This window comes from Bacillus sp. Brlt_9 (assembly GCF_051948935.1).
Taxonomy (GTDB): domain Bacteria; phylum Bacillota; class Bacilli; order Bacillales; family Bacillaceae_G; genus Bacillus_A.
This window is the reverse complement of sequence record NZ_JAYJLO010000002.1, coordinates 662157-679732: the sequence shown is the minus strand read 5'-3', so window position 1 is coordinate 679732 and position 17576 is coordinate 662157. Positions and strand designations below refer to the sequence as shown.

Genomic DNA, 17576 nt, shown 5'->3' with positions numbered 1-17576 from the left:
TGTCCCATAAATTTTAATAATAAATAAAAAAGGCGGTACACCCACTTAATTGTGGACGTACCGCCTTTTTGCTTATTTTTATAGCTCTTCGCAATTCTCTTCGAAATAAGATTGTAGTTTTGCAATAACTTGCATCGGTTCATGACCTTCAATTTCATGACGCTCTACCATCGTTACAATTTTTCCATCTTTTAATAAAGCAAATGATGGAGAAGAAGGTGGATACCCTTCGAAATATTCACGTGCTCTTGCTGTTGCTTCTTTATCTTGACCTGCAAACACCGTTACAAGATGGTTAGGACGTTTATCATAATGTACGGAATGCGCAGCAGCAGGACGAGCAATGCCACCTGCACAACCACATACAGAGTTTACCATTACAAGTGTTGTTCCATTTCTTTTAAACGCTTCTTCTACTGCTTCCGGCGTCGTCAATTCTGTATATCCAGCAGAGACAATCTCTTCACGCGCTTGGCGGACAACATCATTCATAAAAAAGTTAAAATTAATCAATCTTTTCCCTCCTCTAAAACTACCTATTTGTATCTTACCAGTTAATGTTTATGAAATACAAGTAAGTTTACTTGTATTTTGGTATAGAAAAGGTGTTAGAGCCATTGCTCTAACACCTTTTCTTAATGACCACGATGCTTTTGCTTTGCTTTTTGTACTTTAATTAAACGTCTTCTTTGTTTTTCAGCTTCTCGCTTCTCTTTAGAACGCACTTTCTTTTCTTCTTTATACAGTTCATAAGATAAGCTAATTGCCTCTTGTGCCTTAGTAAAACGTTTTACATTTACTTCTTTTGCCGCTTCTCGTATGATACGTTTTATATTTTTCGGACGCTTTGTTTCTTTCACTTCCACACCGCATTTTGCAACGTGCTGGAAATACGCTAACATTGGACCATTCACAAATATAAGTACTTCTTCATCTGAAGGTTCCATTCCAAAAATATACCTCGCTCCATACAATTTCCCTTTTTCTTTATGCGTAATAATTCCTACAAAAAATTGACCATCGTGATATACTGTCAAATCCATTGACAGCCCCTCCTTTAAAAAATTAGAAATACGGGACATCCCGGAGGGGGAAGGTTACTGACACGAAATCATGCGTCTGGACTACCAACCAGAGCTGTGTTTTTGTATTTCTTTCACTATTATTATATCTTTTTTTCCATAATTTTCATATATTCAACAATCATTTTTTTATGAGACCCCACAATATATTCAGGTAGTTCTGTTACTTGGAAGAATTTAAGCTGAACCGCCTCTTCTTTATTCATAACAAAATCCCCTTCGTATTCATCTGTATAATAAGCGGTCGTTACGGATTGAAATTCATCGCCGTTTGCTAATTTTGTAAAGTAGTTCGCTCCAGAAAATACATTAATTAATCTTAGGTTTTTCACTTTTATTCCTGTCTCTTCATATACTTCCCGGTTTGCTGTTTCTTCTGGTGATTCACCAAGCTCCATGAGCCCGCCAGGCAGCCCCCATTTTCCGTAAGGCTCTGTTCTTTGTTGTAGTAATACATATCCATTTTCATTTATAACGAGTACAACAGCACCAACTAAAATTAAAGGGCGATGACCAACTATTTTTCGTAATTCTTCTACATATCCCATCGTATCCCTCCTTTTTCGTTGTCCACACTATTGTATCATATGTATGAAACGACAAAATGCGTATATTTTTCATTTTTTTAATAATATATTTATTTTATGAGCTTCATCTACTGTAGCTAACAGAATGGATTCGATTTCCACACTCTTCTCTAAAAACTCTTTCGCCCACTCTTCTGTTCTTCCAATTAAAGCAAGAACGTCTTGCTGAATTCTTCCATCCTTCACTAAAATAAAAGCAACTGGAGATTTTTTTCCTGCTACTCTAAGATCAAGCCGCGAAGCTGCTTCATATTCTGGATACCGAAATATAGAAACTACACCACTCGCTTCCCATAATGCTAATTTAATCGTTTGAATATCGCTCACATTTCGCATACGAAGTTCCGAAAATAAATATTCCACCGTAATTCTCGCCTTTTTCAAATTGCTAAAATCAATGGAACCATTATGTATAAGAATAATAGGTGCTGGCTCTAAAAAGCGTCTCCATCTATCCCACTTCAGCATTAAAATAGAGCTTATAATATGAAGTACAACGAGTATAAACGTTGTAATCATCGAACCGAGTAATCCAACTTTTTCATCAGATAATGCGTTAGAAATATTCCCGCCAAGCAATAACACTAATACAACATCTAAAAAACGAAGTTGTGCGATGGATCTTTGCCCCATCGCTTTCGCAACTAATATTAAAAATATGTATGCTATTATAGCCCGAACAACCCATTCACTATTAGAAAGATGCCGTGCCCCTTCAAAAATATGCATATGCATCACTTTGCACTCCTTATATCCCAAACTGCTAGTCTGTTTTAGTGTGCAACGTTTAAGAGCATATATGTAAAAAAGCCGGTTCGTATTTTACACGAACCAGCTTTTTTACTTAACAGAAAACATATACTTTTTATACGTTTTCCGTACCGATAATATGAGACCCATCATAATCATATTCGAGAATAAGGAACTTCCCCCATATGATAAGAACGGTAATGCAATCCCTTTTACAGGCATTAATCCAACGATCATACCGATGTTTTGGAATATTTGAACCGTTAATATTCCAATTGCTCCCGCACATAATAATGTACCGAATAAATTATCAGCAGAATAACCGATAATAATTGTTCGATATAGTAGTAATAGGAACAAGAATACAACTAACGCGGCTACGATAAATCCACCTTCTTCGGCAATTGTAGCAAAGATAAAGTCAGTATGCTTCTCAGGGATATAAACGTTCCCTTCGCCAAATCCTTTCCCTTCCATACCGCCACTACCTACAGCTAAAATCGATTGCTGTGTTTGATAACCTTGATCTGCATTTTCAAATGGATTTAACCAACCTACAATACGTGATTGTTGGTGAGGTTTTAGTAACGTAACTAAATTATTAAAGAAGAAATCCTCATACCTTACGTAAATAAATATTAACGTAGATAATACGGTCACCGGAATAACTGTACATAACGCTATCAATTTCTTCTGAATACCTGACATAAATAAAATACATGCAATTGCAGCAGCATATAAGAACACCATCCCTGTATCTGGTTGGCTATATACAACGGCCATAGGCGGGAGGGATACTAGCACAATTTTACCTACTAATTTTAAGTCCGTTTGGAATGTCCTTGCCATATACTGCGCATTATGTTTCACTGCTATACTTGCTACTACGAGAAGCAATGAAATTTTGAAAAACTCAGATGGTTGAATTTGTCCAACTAATGGAAATACAAACCATCTTTTCGCACCTAATTTTTCAGGTGTGAAAGTGGAAACCGGTAGTATTTTCAAAAGAATAAGTGACGCAAATCCAACGATATAAAGTGGCCAAGACAATTTTTGTAATTGATCTAAGTCAATGCTTGCAACAAGCAATAACAATACGACCCCAATTATGTAGTTCAAACCCTGTTTCATTGCAAAGTTTGCCTCTCCATATTGGCCAGTTTGCTGACTGCTATATATAGCAGCTATACTCGTAACACATAATGCTAACAAAATTAATATTAATTTTACATCTAAACTTTTTAGAAACTCGGTACTTCTTTTCATGACATCCTCCTGAAACATTGTTACAGCAAAATAAAAAACCAGGAGTCAACATTCTTCATGTTTTGACGACTGATTACACATTATCTATAAAACACTTATATAGAATAACTCTCTTTTTCATACAATACAATATATTATACTACAGTTTCATCAGTAAGATTTGCCAAAAAAATTATTCTTTTCTTATTTTATATCTATATACCATATATCAGCAATGTATTTTCGTAAATTCCTAATACATACTCGTTCATTGTAAGATTGCTGGGAAAAGTGATGTACATATAGTAGGATGAAAACGAAGAAATAAAATGATAAAAAGCTCGCATAAGCGAGCTTTTTATCAATATACAGATGTATTATTTTCTGACGTATTTTCTAGAATTTCTTTTACACGTCCTAAGAACTTACCACAAATTAAGCCATCTAGTACACGGTGATCAAGTGATAAACATAAGTTAACCATGTCACGAGCACCGAACATACCATTATCCATAATTACTGGACGTTTTACAATTGATTCAACTTGTAAAATAGCCGCTTGTGGGTAATTAATAATACCCATAGATTGAACAGAACCGAATGATCCTGTGTTATTAATTGTAAATGTTCCACCTTGCATTTCGTCCGCTTTTAACGATTTCGTACGTACTTTTCCTGCAAGTTCTGTAATTTCACGAGCGATGCCTTTAATTGTCTTCTCGTCTGCGTGTTTAATTACTGGTACAAATAGTTCGTCCTCTGTTGCAACAGCGATAGAAAGGTTAATATCTTTCTTCTGAACGATTTTATCGCCAGCCCACATTGAATTAATTTGAGGATACTCTTTTAACGCTTGTGCTACTGCTTTTACGAAGAAAGCAAAGAATGTTAAGTTAAAGCCTTCACGTTTTTTGAAATCACCTTTAATTGAATTACGGTATGACACAAGGTTTGTCACATCTACTTCAATCATCATCCAAGCGTGCGGTGCTTCGTGTTTGCTACGTAACATGTTCGCTGCGATTGCTTTACGCACACCTGTTACTGGAATTTCGATATCGCCAGGCATTGTTGGTACAGAAACTGGTTTCGCAGCTTCTACTTTTTGTGCTACCGGCGCTGCTTTTGGTGCTTCTGGACGCGCTTCTACTGCTGCTACCGCTTCCTCTTTCTTCGCACCTGCTTGCGGAATGTTTCCAGATTCCACTAGCTTTAAAATATCTTTACGAGTGATACGGCCATTTGCTCCCGTACCTTCCACTAGATCTAAATCAACGTTATGCTCACCCGCAAGTTTTAACACAGCTGGTGAAAAACGAGGTTTTCCATCAGTTGGTTGTTTTGCTTTCGGTGCTTTTTCAGACGTAGCTACTTCTGCCTTTGGTTCTTCTTTTGTTTTTTCCTCAACAGCTGTTGCTGCTACTTCATCTGCGCCTTCTACTTGAATCACACAAACTACTTCACCTACAGCTAACGTATCACCTTCACCAGCAATTAACTCTTTCACAATACCAGTGAAAGAAGATGGTACTTCAGCATTTACTTTATCAGTCATTACTTCTGCAAGCGGATCATACTTATTTACGTGATCGCCAACATTAACAAGCCATTTACTAATTGTACCCTCTGTAACGCTCTCTCCGAGCTGAGGCATTGTAATATTTTCTACAGCCATGTATAGTCCCCCCGATTAAAATTCCGCAAGTTCACGCATTGCTTTTTCAACTTTATCTGGATTTACCATAAAGAATTTTTCCATTGTTGGTGCATATGGCATCGCTGGAACGTCTGGACCTGCAAGACGTGCGATTGGCGCATCTAAATCAAACAGACAGTTTTCAGCAATAATTGCTGCCACTTCACTCATAATACTTCCTTCTTTATTGTCTTCTGTTACAAGAAGAACTTTACCTGTTTTAGAAGCAGCTTCAATGATTGCTTCTTTATCTAATGGATATACAGTACGTAAATCAAGAATGTGTGCAGAGATGCCATCTTGTGCTAACTTTTCAGCTGCTTGAAGAGCAAAATGAACACATAATCCGTATGTGATAACAGTAATATCATCACCTTCACGTTTTACATCTGCTTTTCCGATTGGTAATACGTAATCATCTTCTGGCACTTCACCTTTAATTAAGCGATATGCACGTTTATGCTCAAAGAATAATACTGGATCTTCATCACGAATTGCAGCTTTTAGTAAGCCTTTTGCATCATATGGTGTAGAAGGGATAACGATTTTTAAACCGGGTTGGTTAGCAAACATCGCTTCCACAGATTGTGAATGATACAATGCGCCGTGAACACCGCCGCCAAATGGCGCACGAATTGTAACTGGACAAGTCCAATCGTTATTAGAACGATAACGAATTTTTGCTGCCTCAGAAACAATTTGGTTTACTGCTGGCATGATGAAATCAGCAAACTGCATTTCAGCGATTGGACGCATACCATACATTGCCGCACCAATTGCTACCCCAGCAATTGCAGATTCTGCAAGCGGTGCATCAAGTGCACGATCTTCACCAAACTGATCATATAAACCGTGTGTCGCTTTAAATACGCCACCTTTTTTACCAACATCTTCACCTAAAACGAATACTTTCTCATCGCGTTCCATTTCTTCGCGCATTGCTAATGTAATAGCATCAATATAAGACATTACAGCCATGAAACGTTCCCCCCTATTCTGCGTATACGTGCTTCAATGCATCTTCAGGTGCTGCATACGGAGCATTTTCTGCATATTCTGTTGCTTCATTTACGATATGCATAATTTCGTCTAACATTTGTTTTTCAGATTCCTCAGTTAACACGCCAGCTTCTTTTAAATAAGCAGCAAATGTTATAATTGAATCTTTTTTCTTCGCTTCTTCTACTTCTTCTTTATCACGATAAACACGATCATCGTCGTCACTAGAATGTGCTGTTAAACGATATGATACTGTTTCAATTAAAGTTGGGCCTTCACCACGACGGCCGCGGTCTGCTGCTTCTTTTACAGCTTTATATACTGCAAGCGGATCATTTCCGTCTATTGTATATCCAGGCATACCGTAACCGATTGCACGGTCTGATACATTTTTACATGCTAATTGTTTTTCAACTGGAATAGAGATTGCGTATTTATTATTTTCACACATGAAAATAACAGGTAGTTTGTGTACACCAGCGAAGTTTGCTCCTTCATGGAAGTCACCTTGGTTTGAAGAACCTTCTCCAAATGTAACGAACGTTACTAAATCTTTCTTCTCCATTTTTCCAGCTAGTGCAATACCAACTGCATGTGGTACTTGCGTTGTTACTGGAGATGAACCTGTCACAATACGATTTTTCTTTTGACCGAAGTGACCAGGCATTTGACGACCACCAGAGTTTGGATCTCCAGCTTTCGCGAAAGCTGACAACATAAGCTCTTTCGCTGTCATACCAAACGCTAGTACAACACCCATATCACGGTAGTATGGTAATGCATAATCTTTCTCTCTATCAAGAGCGTACGCCGCTCCAACTTGCGCAGCCTCTTGTCCTTGACAAGAAATTACGAATGGAATTTTACCAGCGCGGTTTAATAACCACATACGTTCGTCAATTTTACGTGCAAGTAACATCGTACGGAACATTTCTAATACTTGCTCATCACTTAAGCCAAGCTCTTCATGGCGCTTTTCTTTTACTTCTGCCATTTTTCATAACCTCCTAAATCCACATTTTTATGCGTGTAACGCTTTTCCATCTACAGCTAATGCTGCTTCACCAATCGCCTCAGATAATGATGGATGCGGATGAATTGTATGTGCTACTTCCCACGGTGTTGCATCAAGTACTCTTGCAAGACCAGCTTCAGAAATCATATCTGTCACATGTGGTCCGATCATATGAACACCAAGAATGTCATTTGTTTCTTCATCAACTACAAGTTTTACGAAGCCATCTGATTCGCCGTATACAAGTGCTTTTCCGATTGCACGGAATGAAAACTTCCCTACTTTTAACTTATAGCCCTTTTCTTTCGCTTCTTGTTCCGTTAAGCCGACAGAAGCAACTTCCGGACTGCTATATACGCATTTTGATACCATAGAATAATCAATTGGTGTAACTTCTTTACCAGCAATATGTTCTACTGCAACAATTCCTTCATGAGAAGCAACGTGAGCAAGCTGTAAACCACCGATTACATCACCGATTGCGTAAATATGAGATTCTTTCGTTTGATAAAACTCATTTGTTTGAATGTATCCTTTTTCCACAACGATATCCGTATTCTCTAAACCAATATTTTGCGTATTGGCTTGTCGTCCTACAGATACAAGCATTTTTTCTGCTTTAAATTCTTTATTCTCACCGTTATGTTCAGCTTGAATTGTTACTCCATTATCTTTTACCAATGTTTCTGGTAATACTTTTGCACCAGTTACCACTTTAATACCTTTTTTCTTGAATAGACGTTGCATTTCTTTTGAAACGTCTTGATCTTCTAGTGGTAGTATCGTTTTCGCATACTCTAATACTGTAACTTCTACACCGAAGTCAGCAAGCATAGATGCCCACTCAATACCGATTACACCGCCACCTACGATAATAATCGAGCTAGGAAGCGTTTCCAATTTTAGGGCATGATCGGAAGACATTACGTACTCTCCGTCTAATTCTAAACCTGGTAATGAATTCGGACGAGAACCTGTTGCAACAAGTACATTTTTTGGAATTAACATTTCATTTTCTTCTCCACTTGCAAGTTCAACTGAAATTGTCCCTGGCATCGGAGAGAAAATAGATGGGCCAAGAATACGGCCAATACCTTCAAACACATCAATTTTACCTTGTTTCATTAAATGTTGAACGCCTTTATGAAGTTGCGTTACAATCTTCTCTTTACGCTCTTGTACTTTCGCAAAATTTAGTTCTACATTACTTGCAATAACCCCGAACTCTTCGCTTTTTTTAGCAGTTGCGTATACTTCCGCACTACGTAAAAGGGCTTTACTAGGAATACATCCTTTGTGTAAACAAGTACCACCAAGATTTTCTTTTTCAACAAGTGCAGTTTTTAAACCTAGTTGTGATGCACGAATAGCAGCAACATATCCACCAGTACCGCCGCCAACGATGACTAAATCATATTCTTTTGCCATTATCTCAACCCCTAGCTACCGTTTCTTTTTCACGTACAACATATTCTTTTGGAGCTTCTTCTTCACGTAGTACACGAAGTGCTCCTTCTGCTAATGCTTGTAATTCATCTTCTCCTGGATGTACGATAACATCTGCAATCCAGTCTACTCGTTCTTTTATTTCATCAACAAGAATTTTACTGTAAGCAAGTCCACCAGTTAATACGATTGCATCGATTTTCCCATGAAGTACAGCGCTAGCTCCGCCAATTTCTTTAGCAACTTGATATGCCATTGCTTTATAAATAAGAGTTGCTTCAGGATCACCTTTTTCAACCATTTGTTCTACTTTAATCGCATCATTTGTACCGATAAGGCTTACAAGTCCACCTTGTCCGACAAGTTTTTTAACCATTTCGTCTCGGTAATACTCACCAGAGAAGCACATTTCAACTAATTGTCCTACTGGTACTGTACCCGCACGCTCTGGACTAAATGGTCCTTCTCCATTTAAACCATTATTCACATCGATAACTTTTCCTTTTTTATGAGCACCAACTGTAATACCGCCGCCCATATGTGTAACTAATAAATTTAAATCCTCGTATTTGTGGTTTAATTCTTCAGCCACTTTACGAGCAACTGCTTTTTGATTTAATGCATGGAAAATACTTTTACGTTCCATACCAGCAATACCGCTTATACGAGCAATTGGCTCCATTTCATCTACAACGACAGGATCTACAATGAATGCCGGAATATTTAATCCAGAAGCAATTTCATAAGCTAAAATGCCCCCAAGGTTTGAAGCGTGATGACCGCTAAACCCATTTTTTAAATCTTCTAACATTGAATCGTTTACTGTGTATGTTCCGCCTTCGATTGGACGAAGTAATCCCCCGCGTCCACAAACTGCGTTTAACTTTGAAATATTAATACCGTGAGAATGTAGAACTTCTAAGATCGTTTCTTTACGAAACTCATATTGGTCGATAATTCGCTTATATTTTCCAATCTGTTCTTCATCATGGCGAATAGTTTCTTCTAAAACAGGTCTTTCATTATCAAAAACACCAATTTTTGTGGATGTACTACCCGGATTAATAACAAGAATTCGATTTAAAGACACTGTTGCTACCTCCACTAATAAATTCAAAAGGAGGTGGAAACCTCATAAGAGGTAACCACACCTTTTGTAAAAGTAATATATGAATGATTAGCGACGGCTAATAATGTCGTGACCGTTGCGTAAGTATGTGCTACGAGAGTTTTTCAAGCTTGCAATGCGCTCTTCAGCTAAACGATCTGCTGCTACATAAGTTGCAATGCCATCGCGTTTTGAAATTTCAATTACTTTTGCAATTGTGTCATAGATTGACTCAACGCGTTTTAATGCACGTTCTCTATTGTATCCATATAACTCGTCTGCTACGTTAATTACGCCACCTGCATTAATTACATAGTCTGGTGCGTATACAATACCCATTTCATGAATGATGTCGCCGTGACGATCTTCTTTTAACTGGTTATTTGCAGAACCTGCGATTACTTTTGCTTTAAGTTGTGGAATAGTTTCGTCATTAACTGTTGCGCCTAGTGCACATGGTGCGTAAATATCACATTCAACACCGTAAATTTCATTTGGCTCAACTGCAGCTGCACCGAATTCTTCTACTGCACGTTGTACAGCTTCTTTATTAATATCTGTAACGATTAGTTTTGCTCCTTCAGCGTGTAAATGTTTGCATAGGTGATACGCTACGTTACCAACACCTTGAACAGCAATTACTTTTCCTTCTAAATTATCAGTACCGAAAGCTTCTTTCGCAGCAGCTTTCATACCACGATACACACCGTATGCAGTTACTGGAGATGGGTTACCAGAAGAACCGAATGATGGTGAAATACCTGTTACGAAGTCAGTTTCTTCATGGATAATATCCATATCATCTACTGTTGTACCAACATCTTCAGCTGTAATGTAACGTCCGTTTAGTCCTTGAATGTAACGTCCTAACGCACGGAACATCGCTTCGCTCTTATCTTTACGTGGATCACCGATAATTACTGTTTTCGCACCACCTAAGTTTAAACCAGCCGCTGCGTTTTTGTATGTCATCCCTTTTGCAAGACGCAATGCATCTTCAATCGCCGCTTCTTCAGAATCATATGTCCACATTCTTGTTCCACCAAGTGCTGGTCCAAGTGTTGTATCATGAATTGCGATGATTGCTTTTAAACCAGATTCTTTATCTTGACAAAATACTACTTGCTCATAATCATATTTTTCTAAGTATTCGAAGATTTCTAATGTCATTGTCGTTTCCCCCTAATGTTTTACCCTATTTGGTTTATTTTGAAGCAGTCGCAACTGCCAATGCTAATGAATATACTTTTGTTTCTGCTGAATCAGCACGAGATGTTAAAACAATCGGTGCTTTTGCGCCAGCAATCATTGCTCCTACTTTTGCATCAGCAAAGTAGACGAGTGATTTATATAGCACATTTCCAGCTTCAATCGTTGGGACGAGTAAAATGTCTGCCTTACCTGCTACATCACTTACTATGCCTTTATGTTCTGCTGCAATTTGTGATACTGCATTATCTAAAGCAAGTGGTCCATCAACGACACAATTTTTAATTTGTCCGCGGCGATTCATTTGAGTTAACATCGCTGCATCAATTGTTGCTTGCATCGCAGGATTCACAACCTCTACCGCTGCAATTGGTGCTACCTTTGGCAAATCAATTCCTATTGCCTGGGCAACTTCTACAGTATTCTGTATAATAGCAGCTTTCTGTGTTACATCAGGTGCAATGTTCATCGCTGCATCCGTAACAAAAATCAGACGATCGTAATTCGGAACTTCAAATGCTGCAACGTGTGAAAGTACGCTACCTTTACGAAGTCCCCACTCTTTATTTAATACAGCTTTCAAAATATTTGCTGTTGGGATGTTTCCCTTCATAAGCACATCTGCTTCGCCATTTCTTACAGCTTTCACAGAAAGTTCTGCAGCCTCAGCACTTGACTGTGCTGCAATTACTTCAATATGTTCTGAAGTTTGTAAACTATGTTCTTGTAGCATCCCTATTATTTTTTCTTGATTTCCATATAGACGAAATTGAGCTAGCTGTAATTTAATTGCTTTTGCTACAGCTTCAATTACTTCATGATCTTCAGCTACTGCTACAGCCACAGTTTTTTTAGGCTGCCCTGCTGCTTGATCAATTAAGTGTTCTAACTTCATATTTTGTAATCAACCCTTTCCGTCGTCCCTCGTCTTTTTATAAAGCAAATACCGTGCCAACTTTTAAAAGTGGTCTTACCAATAATGAAAACGCATTCAAAATGCAGTAAAATCAATACTTTGGAAAATAACAAAATATTCTGTCTTACTTTGTCGTATTTTGTATACCATGCAATAAATTGCATGGTACGCAATTTATTGCATGCTATTTTTTGCACACTCATACTTTTCTAGCTTGTAATATAAATTTCGAACCGAAATTCCTAACGCTCTTGCCGTTTGTGTTTTATTTCCACCAAACCGCTCTAAATATTCATGAATGATATTCCCTTCAAACTCCGTCACTAAATGTTCAAGTGGCTTTTCTTCTAGCTCTGGCAATAAATGAGCTTGCTTTGATTCCACCTGCTCTTCGTTATGTAATGGCGGTAAATGGTGTACATCAATATAGGTCTCGTTATAATTCATAAAGATAATAGCTCTCCCCAAAATATTTTCAAGTTCCCTCACATTGCCTGGCCATTCATATGATTGTAAATACGAAATAGCTGAATGAGTGAGTCCCTCTATATTTCGGCCATAATCTTGATTAATTTTTTGAATTAATCTTTCTGCAATTGATGGTATGTCCTCTTTACGCTGACGCAAAGACGGGATTTGAATTGGAATTTTATTTAATCGATAATATAAATCCTCCCTAAACTCTCCTTCTAGAATAGCCTTTTCTAAATTCACGTGCGTTGCTGCAATTACTCGGACATTGATAGGGATCGCTTTCGTTCCACCAACTTTTACAATCTCTTTTTCTTGCAACACACGAAGGAGTTTCGCTTGTGTATTTGCAGACAATTCTCCTATTTCATCTAAAAAAATACTACCGTTATTCGCTTCCTCAAAGAATCCACGTTTTCCGCCTCTTTTCGCACCAGAAAATGCACCTTCCTCATAGCCGAATAATTCACTTTCTAACAACGTCTCCGAAATAGCTGCACAGTTTACACGAACGAACTTATTATACTTTCGGTTACTTCCATTATGGATAGCATGTGCAAACAATTCTTTACCCGTTCCAGATTCTCCGCGTAGCAATACTGTTGCTGGTGTATTCGCGCCAAGTTTCGCCTGTTCAATAGCGGCCGTTGTTTCATCTGAATTTCCGACAATGTCATCAAACGAATACTTCGCTTCTAACGTTCGAATAATTTGCCTTGCTCGATTCAATTCATTTGTTAACTTTTGAATTTCTGATACGTCACGAATTACACCGACGCTACCTTTTAAGATGCCATCCACAATGACCGGTGCTACGTTTACAATTACATCTCGCTTTTTTTGTCCAATCTTCATATGTATTCCTCGTACCGCCCTACGCGTTCGAAGTACTTTCATATGCATACTTTCACCTTCTACAATATCAGTTGTAGCTGGTTTCCCAATAATATCCTCTTCTGTTAAACCTGTTAATTTCGTATACGCAGGGTTAATTACTAATCCTCGTCCTTTTTCATCCACGACCGAAATGGCTTCCTCAGACGAGTTGATAATCGCCTCAAGTAACGTTTGAATCTCTTTTAAATCTGTAACTTCTTCCGCAAGATCTACAACCTCTGTTATATCTTTAAAAATCGCAAATGCCCCTTGTACTTCTCCTCCCTCTTTTAATATCGGAATACGGGTTGTAATAATTTTCTTTTCATTCTCTAATGTCAGTTCATAATTCACTTCTATTTGTTTCGTACGTATAATACGAAGCAACTTACTCGTCGGAATGACTTCTAAAATATATTTCCCTACCGCATCTTCTTTTTTATACCCGATAATACGCTCTGCACTTTTATTAAATAGACGAACTTGTCCATCTCGATCGATTACAATCATACCGTCATGCGTAGAATTTAAAATTAAATCACCTTGTTGCGTTTGTTCTTCTAACTTTCCAATTAAATCTTCCTTCTCATGTGCTAATCTCGTAACAATTTTCGCAATATCACCTGGTATAAGAAGAGTATCTTTATGCTTTTTCTTTAATAAATCTTTATGTAAATCAGTGTCACCTGTCATATCAAACATTACATCAATGTGCATAGAAAGAAATGGCGTTACACTCTCTCCAATTGTAATCCCGTATTCTTTAGCCATTTGTAACCCTTTTGCTATCGGATTTATATCAATAATCCCTATAATTTGAAATATATTCGAACTTTGCAACAGATTCAGCAGTGTACTGCCACCTTCACCTGCACCAACAATTAAAACTTTTTGTCTCATATATTACACTTCCTCTCGAAGTATCTCTGCAAAATTTTTCACACCCTTATCTTACTCGTTCAGCCCCCTCTTGACAAACCCCCTTTTCATATAACATCATTGAAATAAACGAAATAATCTGAAAAGGAGAGTTTATATGCAGCGTTACCTCGCTCTATTATTAGCACTCATCCCTATTTCATTAGCTGTGTTTGGCATTAAGTTAATGAGAGATACTGTATTCGGGATTCTATTTCCTCCACTCTCTATACTATGGTTACAATTTTTAATTGGCGCTCTCTGCTTCGGGCTCGGGTTTTATATTTTTGGTGGTTTTGTCTTACACCGAGATCGTAAACGAAATAAAGTACAAGCTCGCTTTAAAAGGTAGGAAGGCCTCACTGTTTATAAATAAAAAATGAGACCGTTACACGCGGCCTCATTTTTTTATTGGCAATAACGTTCTTGCCGTTTCAGGGTAATCAGTAATAATTGCTGAAATATTCATATCAAAATATTTCAGCATAAGTGTTTCTTCATTAATTGTATAGGGGCGAACCTCTACATCACTTTCCATCGTTAATTCGGCAATGGCATCTTGAAGATAACGATAATTAGGGTGTACTGCTGTAGCGCCCATTTTTTTCGCATACGCCCACGGACTATGCAAACCTTCGCGATATAAAATCGCTGTTTGAATATCAGGAGCCATCATATGGCACCTTTTCATACTGTAGTGATTGAATGAAGAAAATATAACACGATCTTCTAGATTAAATTTCCGTACAAGCGTTATAACTTCTTCCTCTAAACCTCTGTATGGAATTTTATTATTTTTAAGTTCAATATTAAGTAGCAACTCTGTTTTTTCAATCCATTGTAATACTTCTTCTAAAAGAGGTATTTTACAAAACCCTACTTTATTACCAAATTTATAGCTCGCATCTAATTTACATAAATCCTCATATACATAATTTCGAACCGCACCTTTTCCATTCGTTGTCCGGTCCACTGTTTCATCATGAATGACGACAACTTTTCCATCTTTCGTTAATTGAACATCCAGTTCAATTCCATCTGCTCTAAAAGATTCCGCTGCTTCAAATGAAATCATCGTATTTTCTGGGTATGTTCCTGCTGCACCACGATGTGCGAATATAAGAGTCATCCTCACTCCCCCAATCTTATGCTATACTATACGAAAAAGGAGGTACTTCTATGAGACCATTACAAATTTCTCCAGACACTGCAGTCCGCCTATCAAAAGCGTTAGGTGTTCCACTTGAACAACTTATGCATATGCCGCAACACATTTTAATTCAAAAGTTAGTTGAATTAGAAAAACAAAATAAAGACGAAGAATAATACAGTCCTGTTTTGCAGGACTTTTTATTATTTTCTATTATATCACGGATGACTTCCCTGCTAAAATTCTTTAACGGATGCACTATGATTCCATGTAATCTTTTCTCAAAACATTTATATTCAATTAAATGCCCCCCCTCTTTTAATAAAAGAAGGGGTTTCTTACTACTTGTTTCAATTACTCAAATTATGCATTTTTCTTTTCTTTGTTAAAAATCATAAACAATTTATACAACCCTAAAGAAGCCGGAATGTTCATAAACGCAAATGCCTCATAAGTATAATGAGGAGCTGTTTCCCATAGTAACAAGAAAGTAAATACTCCTAATGTACTAATCATCGCAATTCGTATCACTTCCGATTCATTCTCATCTTTCTTTTTATACAGTATAGCAGCCGCCACAAAAGCTACATACACAAACAATTTGATAATATACGAATATATAGTAACGATTTTATAATTCGTTGTACTATAGTTCGATACGAAATTAGTTACCGTGCTATTCTTCTGCTTAAACCATTGCCCAATCCGGTACATGGAGAACTGACTCGATACCCATTCTCTAGTGATTTTTTCATTTAAATGTTGTACATAACCCGTTACACCAAGCTCCTTGAAACGCTGCGATATAACTTCTTTATTATGTTCATTTAAGTCCTTTGTGTTCTTTATATTCTCATCATTAATATAATCTGTATCCGCCTGATTCCAAACACCATACGTATCTTTGTTCACCCCCATTTTGATCCAATGCGTATATGGAATTTTTTCAATTTCATTATCGGTACTTAAATTTAATTTTTCCGTTATTCCTTTAAAACTTAAAATGAGAATGAAACAAAATAAAACACTACTTAACACTAGTACAGAATATTCCTTCCGAAACTTTAAAATATTTTCAATTAAAATCGCTAAAGCCACTGCCAATGCTGTCGGTCTTATAATATAAGTACAAGCTGCGAACCCACCTAATAAAATCCATAAAATGATTTTCATTCTTTTCGTTTCTGCCGCTTTCAAACACAAATATGTATACATCGTTGCTGAAATAAAAAATGTTACTAACGTATGCGTGTAAAAAACTGGCGCTTGCCAATATATATAAATATTAAGCACCGATAACACAATCGATATGTGAGCAACTTTAAAGTTTGTAATTTCCCTTACGATCAATACATTTAAAACAATACTACCTGTTATACATAATATCGGTAATATTTTCATTGCTAACGGTACACTTCCTATTAATTTCGCAAAGTACCCTCCTAATAATACAATGTGTGTATTATATGGATAAAATAGAAGTTGCCCCATTTCTAAAAAACGTTTATCCCCATTAAACACAGAAATAATTCCTTGTTTAAGAACGAGATAATCTCCTACAACAGGGGTAAATGCAATAGAAGTAATAATTATTTCTACTGCCAATATAATTATTATCCCTATAGTAATCATCATATTTGTACAGAGTCTATCCATTTTGCTAATAACCCATTTATAGTACAGAAAGAAAAGCACAAATAATAGAAATGTTATTATTATAACAACTCCTACTTTTCTTATAGCGTACTCTTCAGTCGGATAAGGAAACTCCCCACGCATCAATATTATTTTCGGAATAAAAAATTTAATTATTATTACGGAAAACACAGACAAAAACACCACTGTAACAACAATTCTATACAACTGATCTAATATTTTTTTTACAGTCATTCTCATATTCTCCTACATCTCCAACATTTGCCAAACAATGATACTTTATCGTATATTACGATGTTGAACCCACGTATTCCTCCCACATTCTCTTTCTTTTCTTTACAAATTTTCTACTTACATCTACATATATCCCTCTATACTCATTAACTCATCTCGACAAAATAAAAAGACCAACGAATTTTAAAATTCATTGGTCTTTAATTGAAAAGTTA

At 37.0% G+C, this 17576-nt stretch carries 17 protein-coding genes; 2 read left to right on the top strand and 15 right to left on the bottom strand.

The annotated features are described in order from the left end of the window. Positions 1 to 78: 78 nt before the first annotated feature. The 13 genes from VF726_RS09810 to VF726_RS09750 all read right to left on the bottom strand — a co-directional run bounded on the left by VF726_RS09810 (position 79) and on the right by VF726_RS09750 (position 14303). Positions 79 to 492 carry a BrxA/BrxB family bacilliredoxin gene (locus VF726_RS09810; RefSeq protein WP_001979317.1) on the bottom strand — a complete coding sequence of 138 codons (414 nt, stop codon included), beginning with the start codon at positions 490 to 492 and terminating at the stop codon, positions 79 to 81. Between the two features lie 143 nt (positions 493 to 635). After that, on the bottom strand, positions 636 to 1043 hold the full coding sequence (locus VF726_RS09805; RefSeq protein WP_440167699.1) for a YjdF family protein: 408 nt from the start codon (positions 1041 to 1043) through the stop codon (positions 636 to 638). A gap of 122 nt (positions 1044 to 1165) precedes the next feature. Beyond that, positions 1166 to 1630 carry an NUDIX hydrolase gene (locus VF726_RS09800; RefSeq protein WP_440167697.1) on the bottom strand — a complete coding sequence of 155 codons (465 nt, stop codon included), beginning with the start codon at positions 1628 to 1630 and terminating at the stop codon, positions 1166 to 1168. Positions 1631 to 1699: 69 nt separating this feature from the next. Continuing rightward, positions 1700 to 2404, bottom strand: a complete 705-nt coding sequence (locus VF726_RS09795) for a DUF421 domain-containing protein (protein ID WP_440167695.1) — start codon at positions 2402 to 2404, stop codon at positions 1700 to 1702. A gap of 105 nt (positions 2405 to 2509) precedes the next feature. Further along, positions 2510 to 3688, bottom strand: coding sequence for an FtsW/RodA/SpoVE family cell cycle protein (locus tag VF726_RS09790; RefSeq protein WP_097841197.1), 1179 nt, complete (start codon positions 3686 to 3688; stop codon positions 2510 to 2512). Positions 3689 to 4028: 340 nt separating this feature from the next. Further along, positions 4029 to 5342: a dihydrolipoamide acetyltransferase family protein gene (locus tag VF726_RS09785; RefSeq protein WP_440167693.1), complete on the bottom strand. Its 1314-nt coding sequence runs from the start codon at positions 5340 to 5342 to the stop codon at positions 4029 to 4031. A 15-nt stretch (positions 5343 to 5357) separates the two neighbouring features. Then, entirely contained in the window at positions 5358 to 6341 is a 984-nt protein-coding gene (bfmBAB, locus tag VF726_RS09780) for a 3-methyl-2-oxobutanoate dehydrogenase subunit beta (protein ID WP_000290071.1), read from the bottom strand. A gap of 13 nt (positions 6342 to 6354) precedes the next feature. Then, on the bottom strand, positions 6355 to 7356 hold the full coding sequence (gene bfmBAA, locus VF726_RS09775; protein ID WP_440167690.1) for a 3-methyl-2-oxobutanoate dehydrogenase subunit alpha: 1002 nt from the start codon (positions 7354 to 7356) through the stop codon (positions 6355 to 6357). 27 nt (positions 7357 to 7383) lie between these two features. Further along, positions 7384 to 8805, bottom strand: a complete 1422-nt coding sequence (lpdA, locus tag VF726_RS09770) for a dihydrolipoyl dehydrogenase (RefSeq protein WP_440167688.1) — start codon at positions 8803 to 8805, stop codon at positions 7384 to 7386. Between the two features lie 4 nt (positions 8806 to 8809). Further along, positions 8810 to 9913, bottom strand: coding sequence for a butyrate kinase (buk, locus tag VF726_RS09765; protein WP_087956897.1), 1104 nt, complete (start codon positions 9911 to 9913; stop codon positions 8810 to 8812). 87 nt (positions 9914 to 10000) lie between these two features. Then, positions 10001 to 11101 carry a leucine dehydrogenase gene (locus VF726_RS09760; protein ID WP_087956898.1) on the bottom strand — a complete coding sequence of 367 codons (1101 nt, stop codon included), beginning with the start codon at positions 11099 to 11101 and terminating at the stop codon, positions 10001 to 10003. A 34-nt stretch (positions 11102 to 11135) separates the two neighbouring features. Further along, positions 11136 to 12035 (bottom strand): phosphate butyryltransferase, encoded by a 900-nt coding sequence (gene yqiS, locus VF726_RS09755; protein WP_440167685.1) that lies wholly within the window; start codon positions 12033 to 12035, stop codon positions 11136 to 11138. Between the two features lie 195 nt (positions 12036 to 12230). Next, positions 12231 to 14303 (bottom strand): sigma 54-interacting transcriptional regulator, encoded by a 2073-nt coding sequence (locus VF726_RS09750; RefSeq protein WP_440167683.1) that lies wholly within the window; start codon positions 14301 to 14303, stop codon positions 12231 to 12233. Between the two features lie 136 nt (positions 14304 to 14439). Here VF726_RS09750 and VF726_RS09745 point away from each other — a divergent pair, with 136 nt between their 5' ends. Next, positions 14440 to 14673 (top strand): DUF2627 domain-containing protein, encoded by a 234-nt coding sequence (locus VF726_RS09745; RefSeq protein ID WP_166701851.1) that lies wholly within the window; start codon positions 14440 to 14442, stop codon positions 14671 to 14673. A 48-nt stretch (positions 14674 to 14721) separates the two neighbouring features. On the opposite strand, the gene VF726_RS09740 is transcribed toward VF726_RS09745, so the two are convergent. Beyond that, positions 14722 to 15450 carry a glycerophosphodiester phosphodiesterase gene (locus VF726_RS09740; protein WP_440167681.1) on the bottom strand — a complete coding sequence of 243 codons (729 nt, stop codon included), beginning with the start codon at positions 15448 to 15450 and terminating at the stop codon, positions 14722 to 14724. Between the two features lie 50 nt (positions 15451 to 15500). Between VF726_RS09740 and VF726_RS09735 the strand changes: the two genes are divergently transcribed. Beyond that, the gene (locus VF726_RS09735; protein WP_001247671.1) at positions 15501 to 15647 is read left to right on the top strand and encodes a YycC family protein; all 147 of its coding nucleotides are present in this window, start codon (positions 15501 to 15503) and stop codon (positions 15645 to 15647) included. Between the two features lie 187 nt (positions 15648 to 15834). Here the strand turns inward: VF726_RS09735 and VF726_RS09730 are convergent, their stop codons facing one another. After that, positions 15835 to 17361 carry a hypothetical protein gene (locus VF726_RS09730; protein ID WP_440167678.1) on the bottom strand — a complete coding sequence of 509 codons (1527 nt, stop codon included), beginning with the start codon at positions 17359 to 17361 and terminating at the stop codon, positions 15835 to 15837. Positions 17362 to 17576: the final 215 nt, after the last annotated feature.

Excerpts from the sequence above, each read along its gene's own strand:
- VF726_RS09810 (WP_001979317.1), bottom strand. The coding sequence starts at position 492 with ATGAATGATGTTGTCCGCCAAGCGCGTGAAGAGATTGTCTCTGCTGGA.
- VF726_RS09805 (WP_440167699.1), bottom strand. The coding sequence starts at position 1,043 with ATGGATTTGACAGTATATCACGATGGTCAATTTTTTGTAGGAATTATT.
- VF726_RS09800 (WP_440167697.1), bottom strand. The coding sequence starts at position 1,630 with ATGGGATATGTAGAAGAATTACGAAAAATAGTTGGTCATCGCCCTTTA.
- VF726_RS09795 (WP_440167695.1), bottom strand. The coding sequence starts at position 2,404 with ATGCATATGCATATTTTTGAAGGGGCACGGCATCTTTCTAATAGTGAA.
- VF726_RS09790 (WP_097841197.1), bottom strand. The coding sequence starts at position 3,688 with ATGAAAAGAAGTACCGAGTTTCTAAAAAGTTTAGATGTAAAATTAATA.
- VF726_RS09785 (WP_440167693.1), bottom strand. The coding sequence starts at position 5,342 with ATGGCTGTAGAAAATATTACAATGCCTCAGCTCGGAGAGAGCGTTACA.
- bfmBAB (WP_000290071.1), bottom strand. The coding sequence starts at position 6,341 with ATGGCTGTAATGTCTTATATTGATGCTATTACATTAGCAATGCGCGAA.
- bfmBAA (WP_440167690.1), bottom strand. The coding sequence starts at position 7,356 with ATGGCAGAAGTAAAAGAAAAGCGCCATGAAGAGCTTGGCTTAAGTGAT.
- lpdA (WP_440167688.1), bottom strand. The coding sequence starts at position 8,805 with ATGGCAAAAGAATATGATTTAGTCATCGTTGGCGGCGGTACTGGTGGA.
- VF726_RS09760 (WP_087956898.1), bottom strand. The coding sequence starts at position 11,101 with ATGACATTAGAAATCTTCGAATACTTAGAAAAATATGATTATGAGCAA.
- yqiS (WP_440167685.1), bottom strand. The coding sequence starts at position 12,035 with ATGAAGTTAGAACACTTAATTGATCAAGCAGCAGGGCAGCCTAAAAAA.
- VF726_RS09750 (WP_440167683.1), bottom strand. The coding sequence starts at position 14,303 with ATGAGACAAAAAGTTTTAATTGTTGGTGCAGGTGAAGGTGGCAGTACA.
- VF726_RS09745 (WP_166701851.1), top strand. The coding sequence starts at position 14,440 with ATGCAGCGTTACCTCGCTCTATTATTAGCACTCATCCCTATTTCATTA.
- VF726_RS09740 (WP_440167681.1), bottom strand. The coding sequence starts at position 15,450 with ATGACTCTTATATTCGCACATCGTGGTGCAGCAGGAACATACCCAGAA.
- VF726_RS09735 (WP_001247671.1), top strand. The coding sequence starts at position 15,501 with ATGAGACCATTACAAATTTCTCCAGACACTGCAGTCCGCCTATCAAAA.
- VF726_RS09730 (WP_440167678.1), bottom strand. The coding sequence starts at position 17,361 with ATGACTGTAAAAAAAATATTAGATCAGTTGTATAGAATTGTTGTTACA.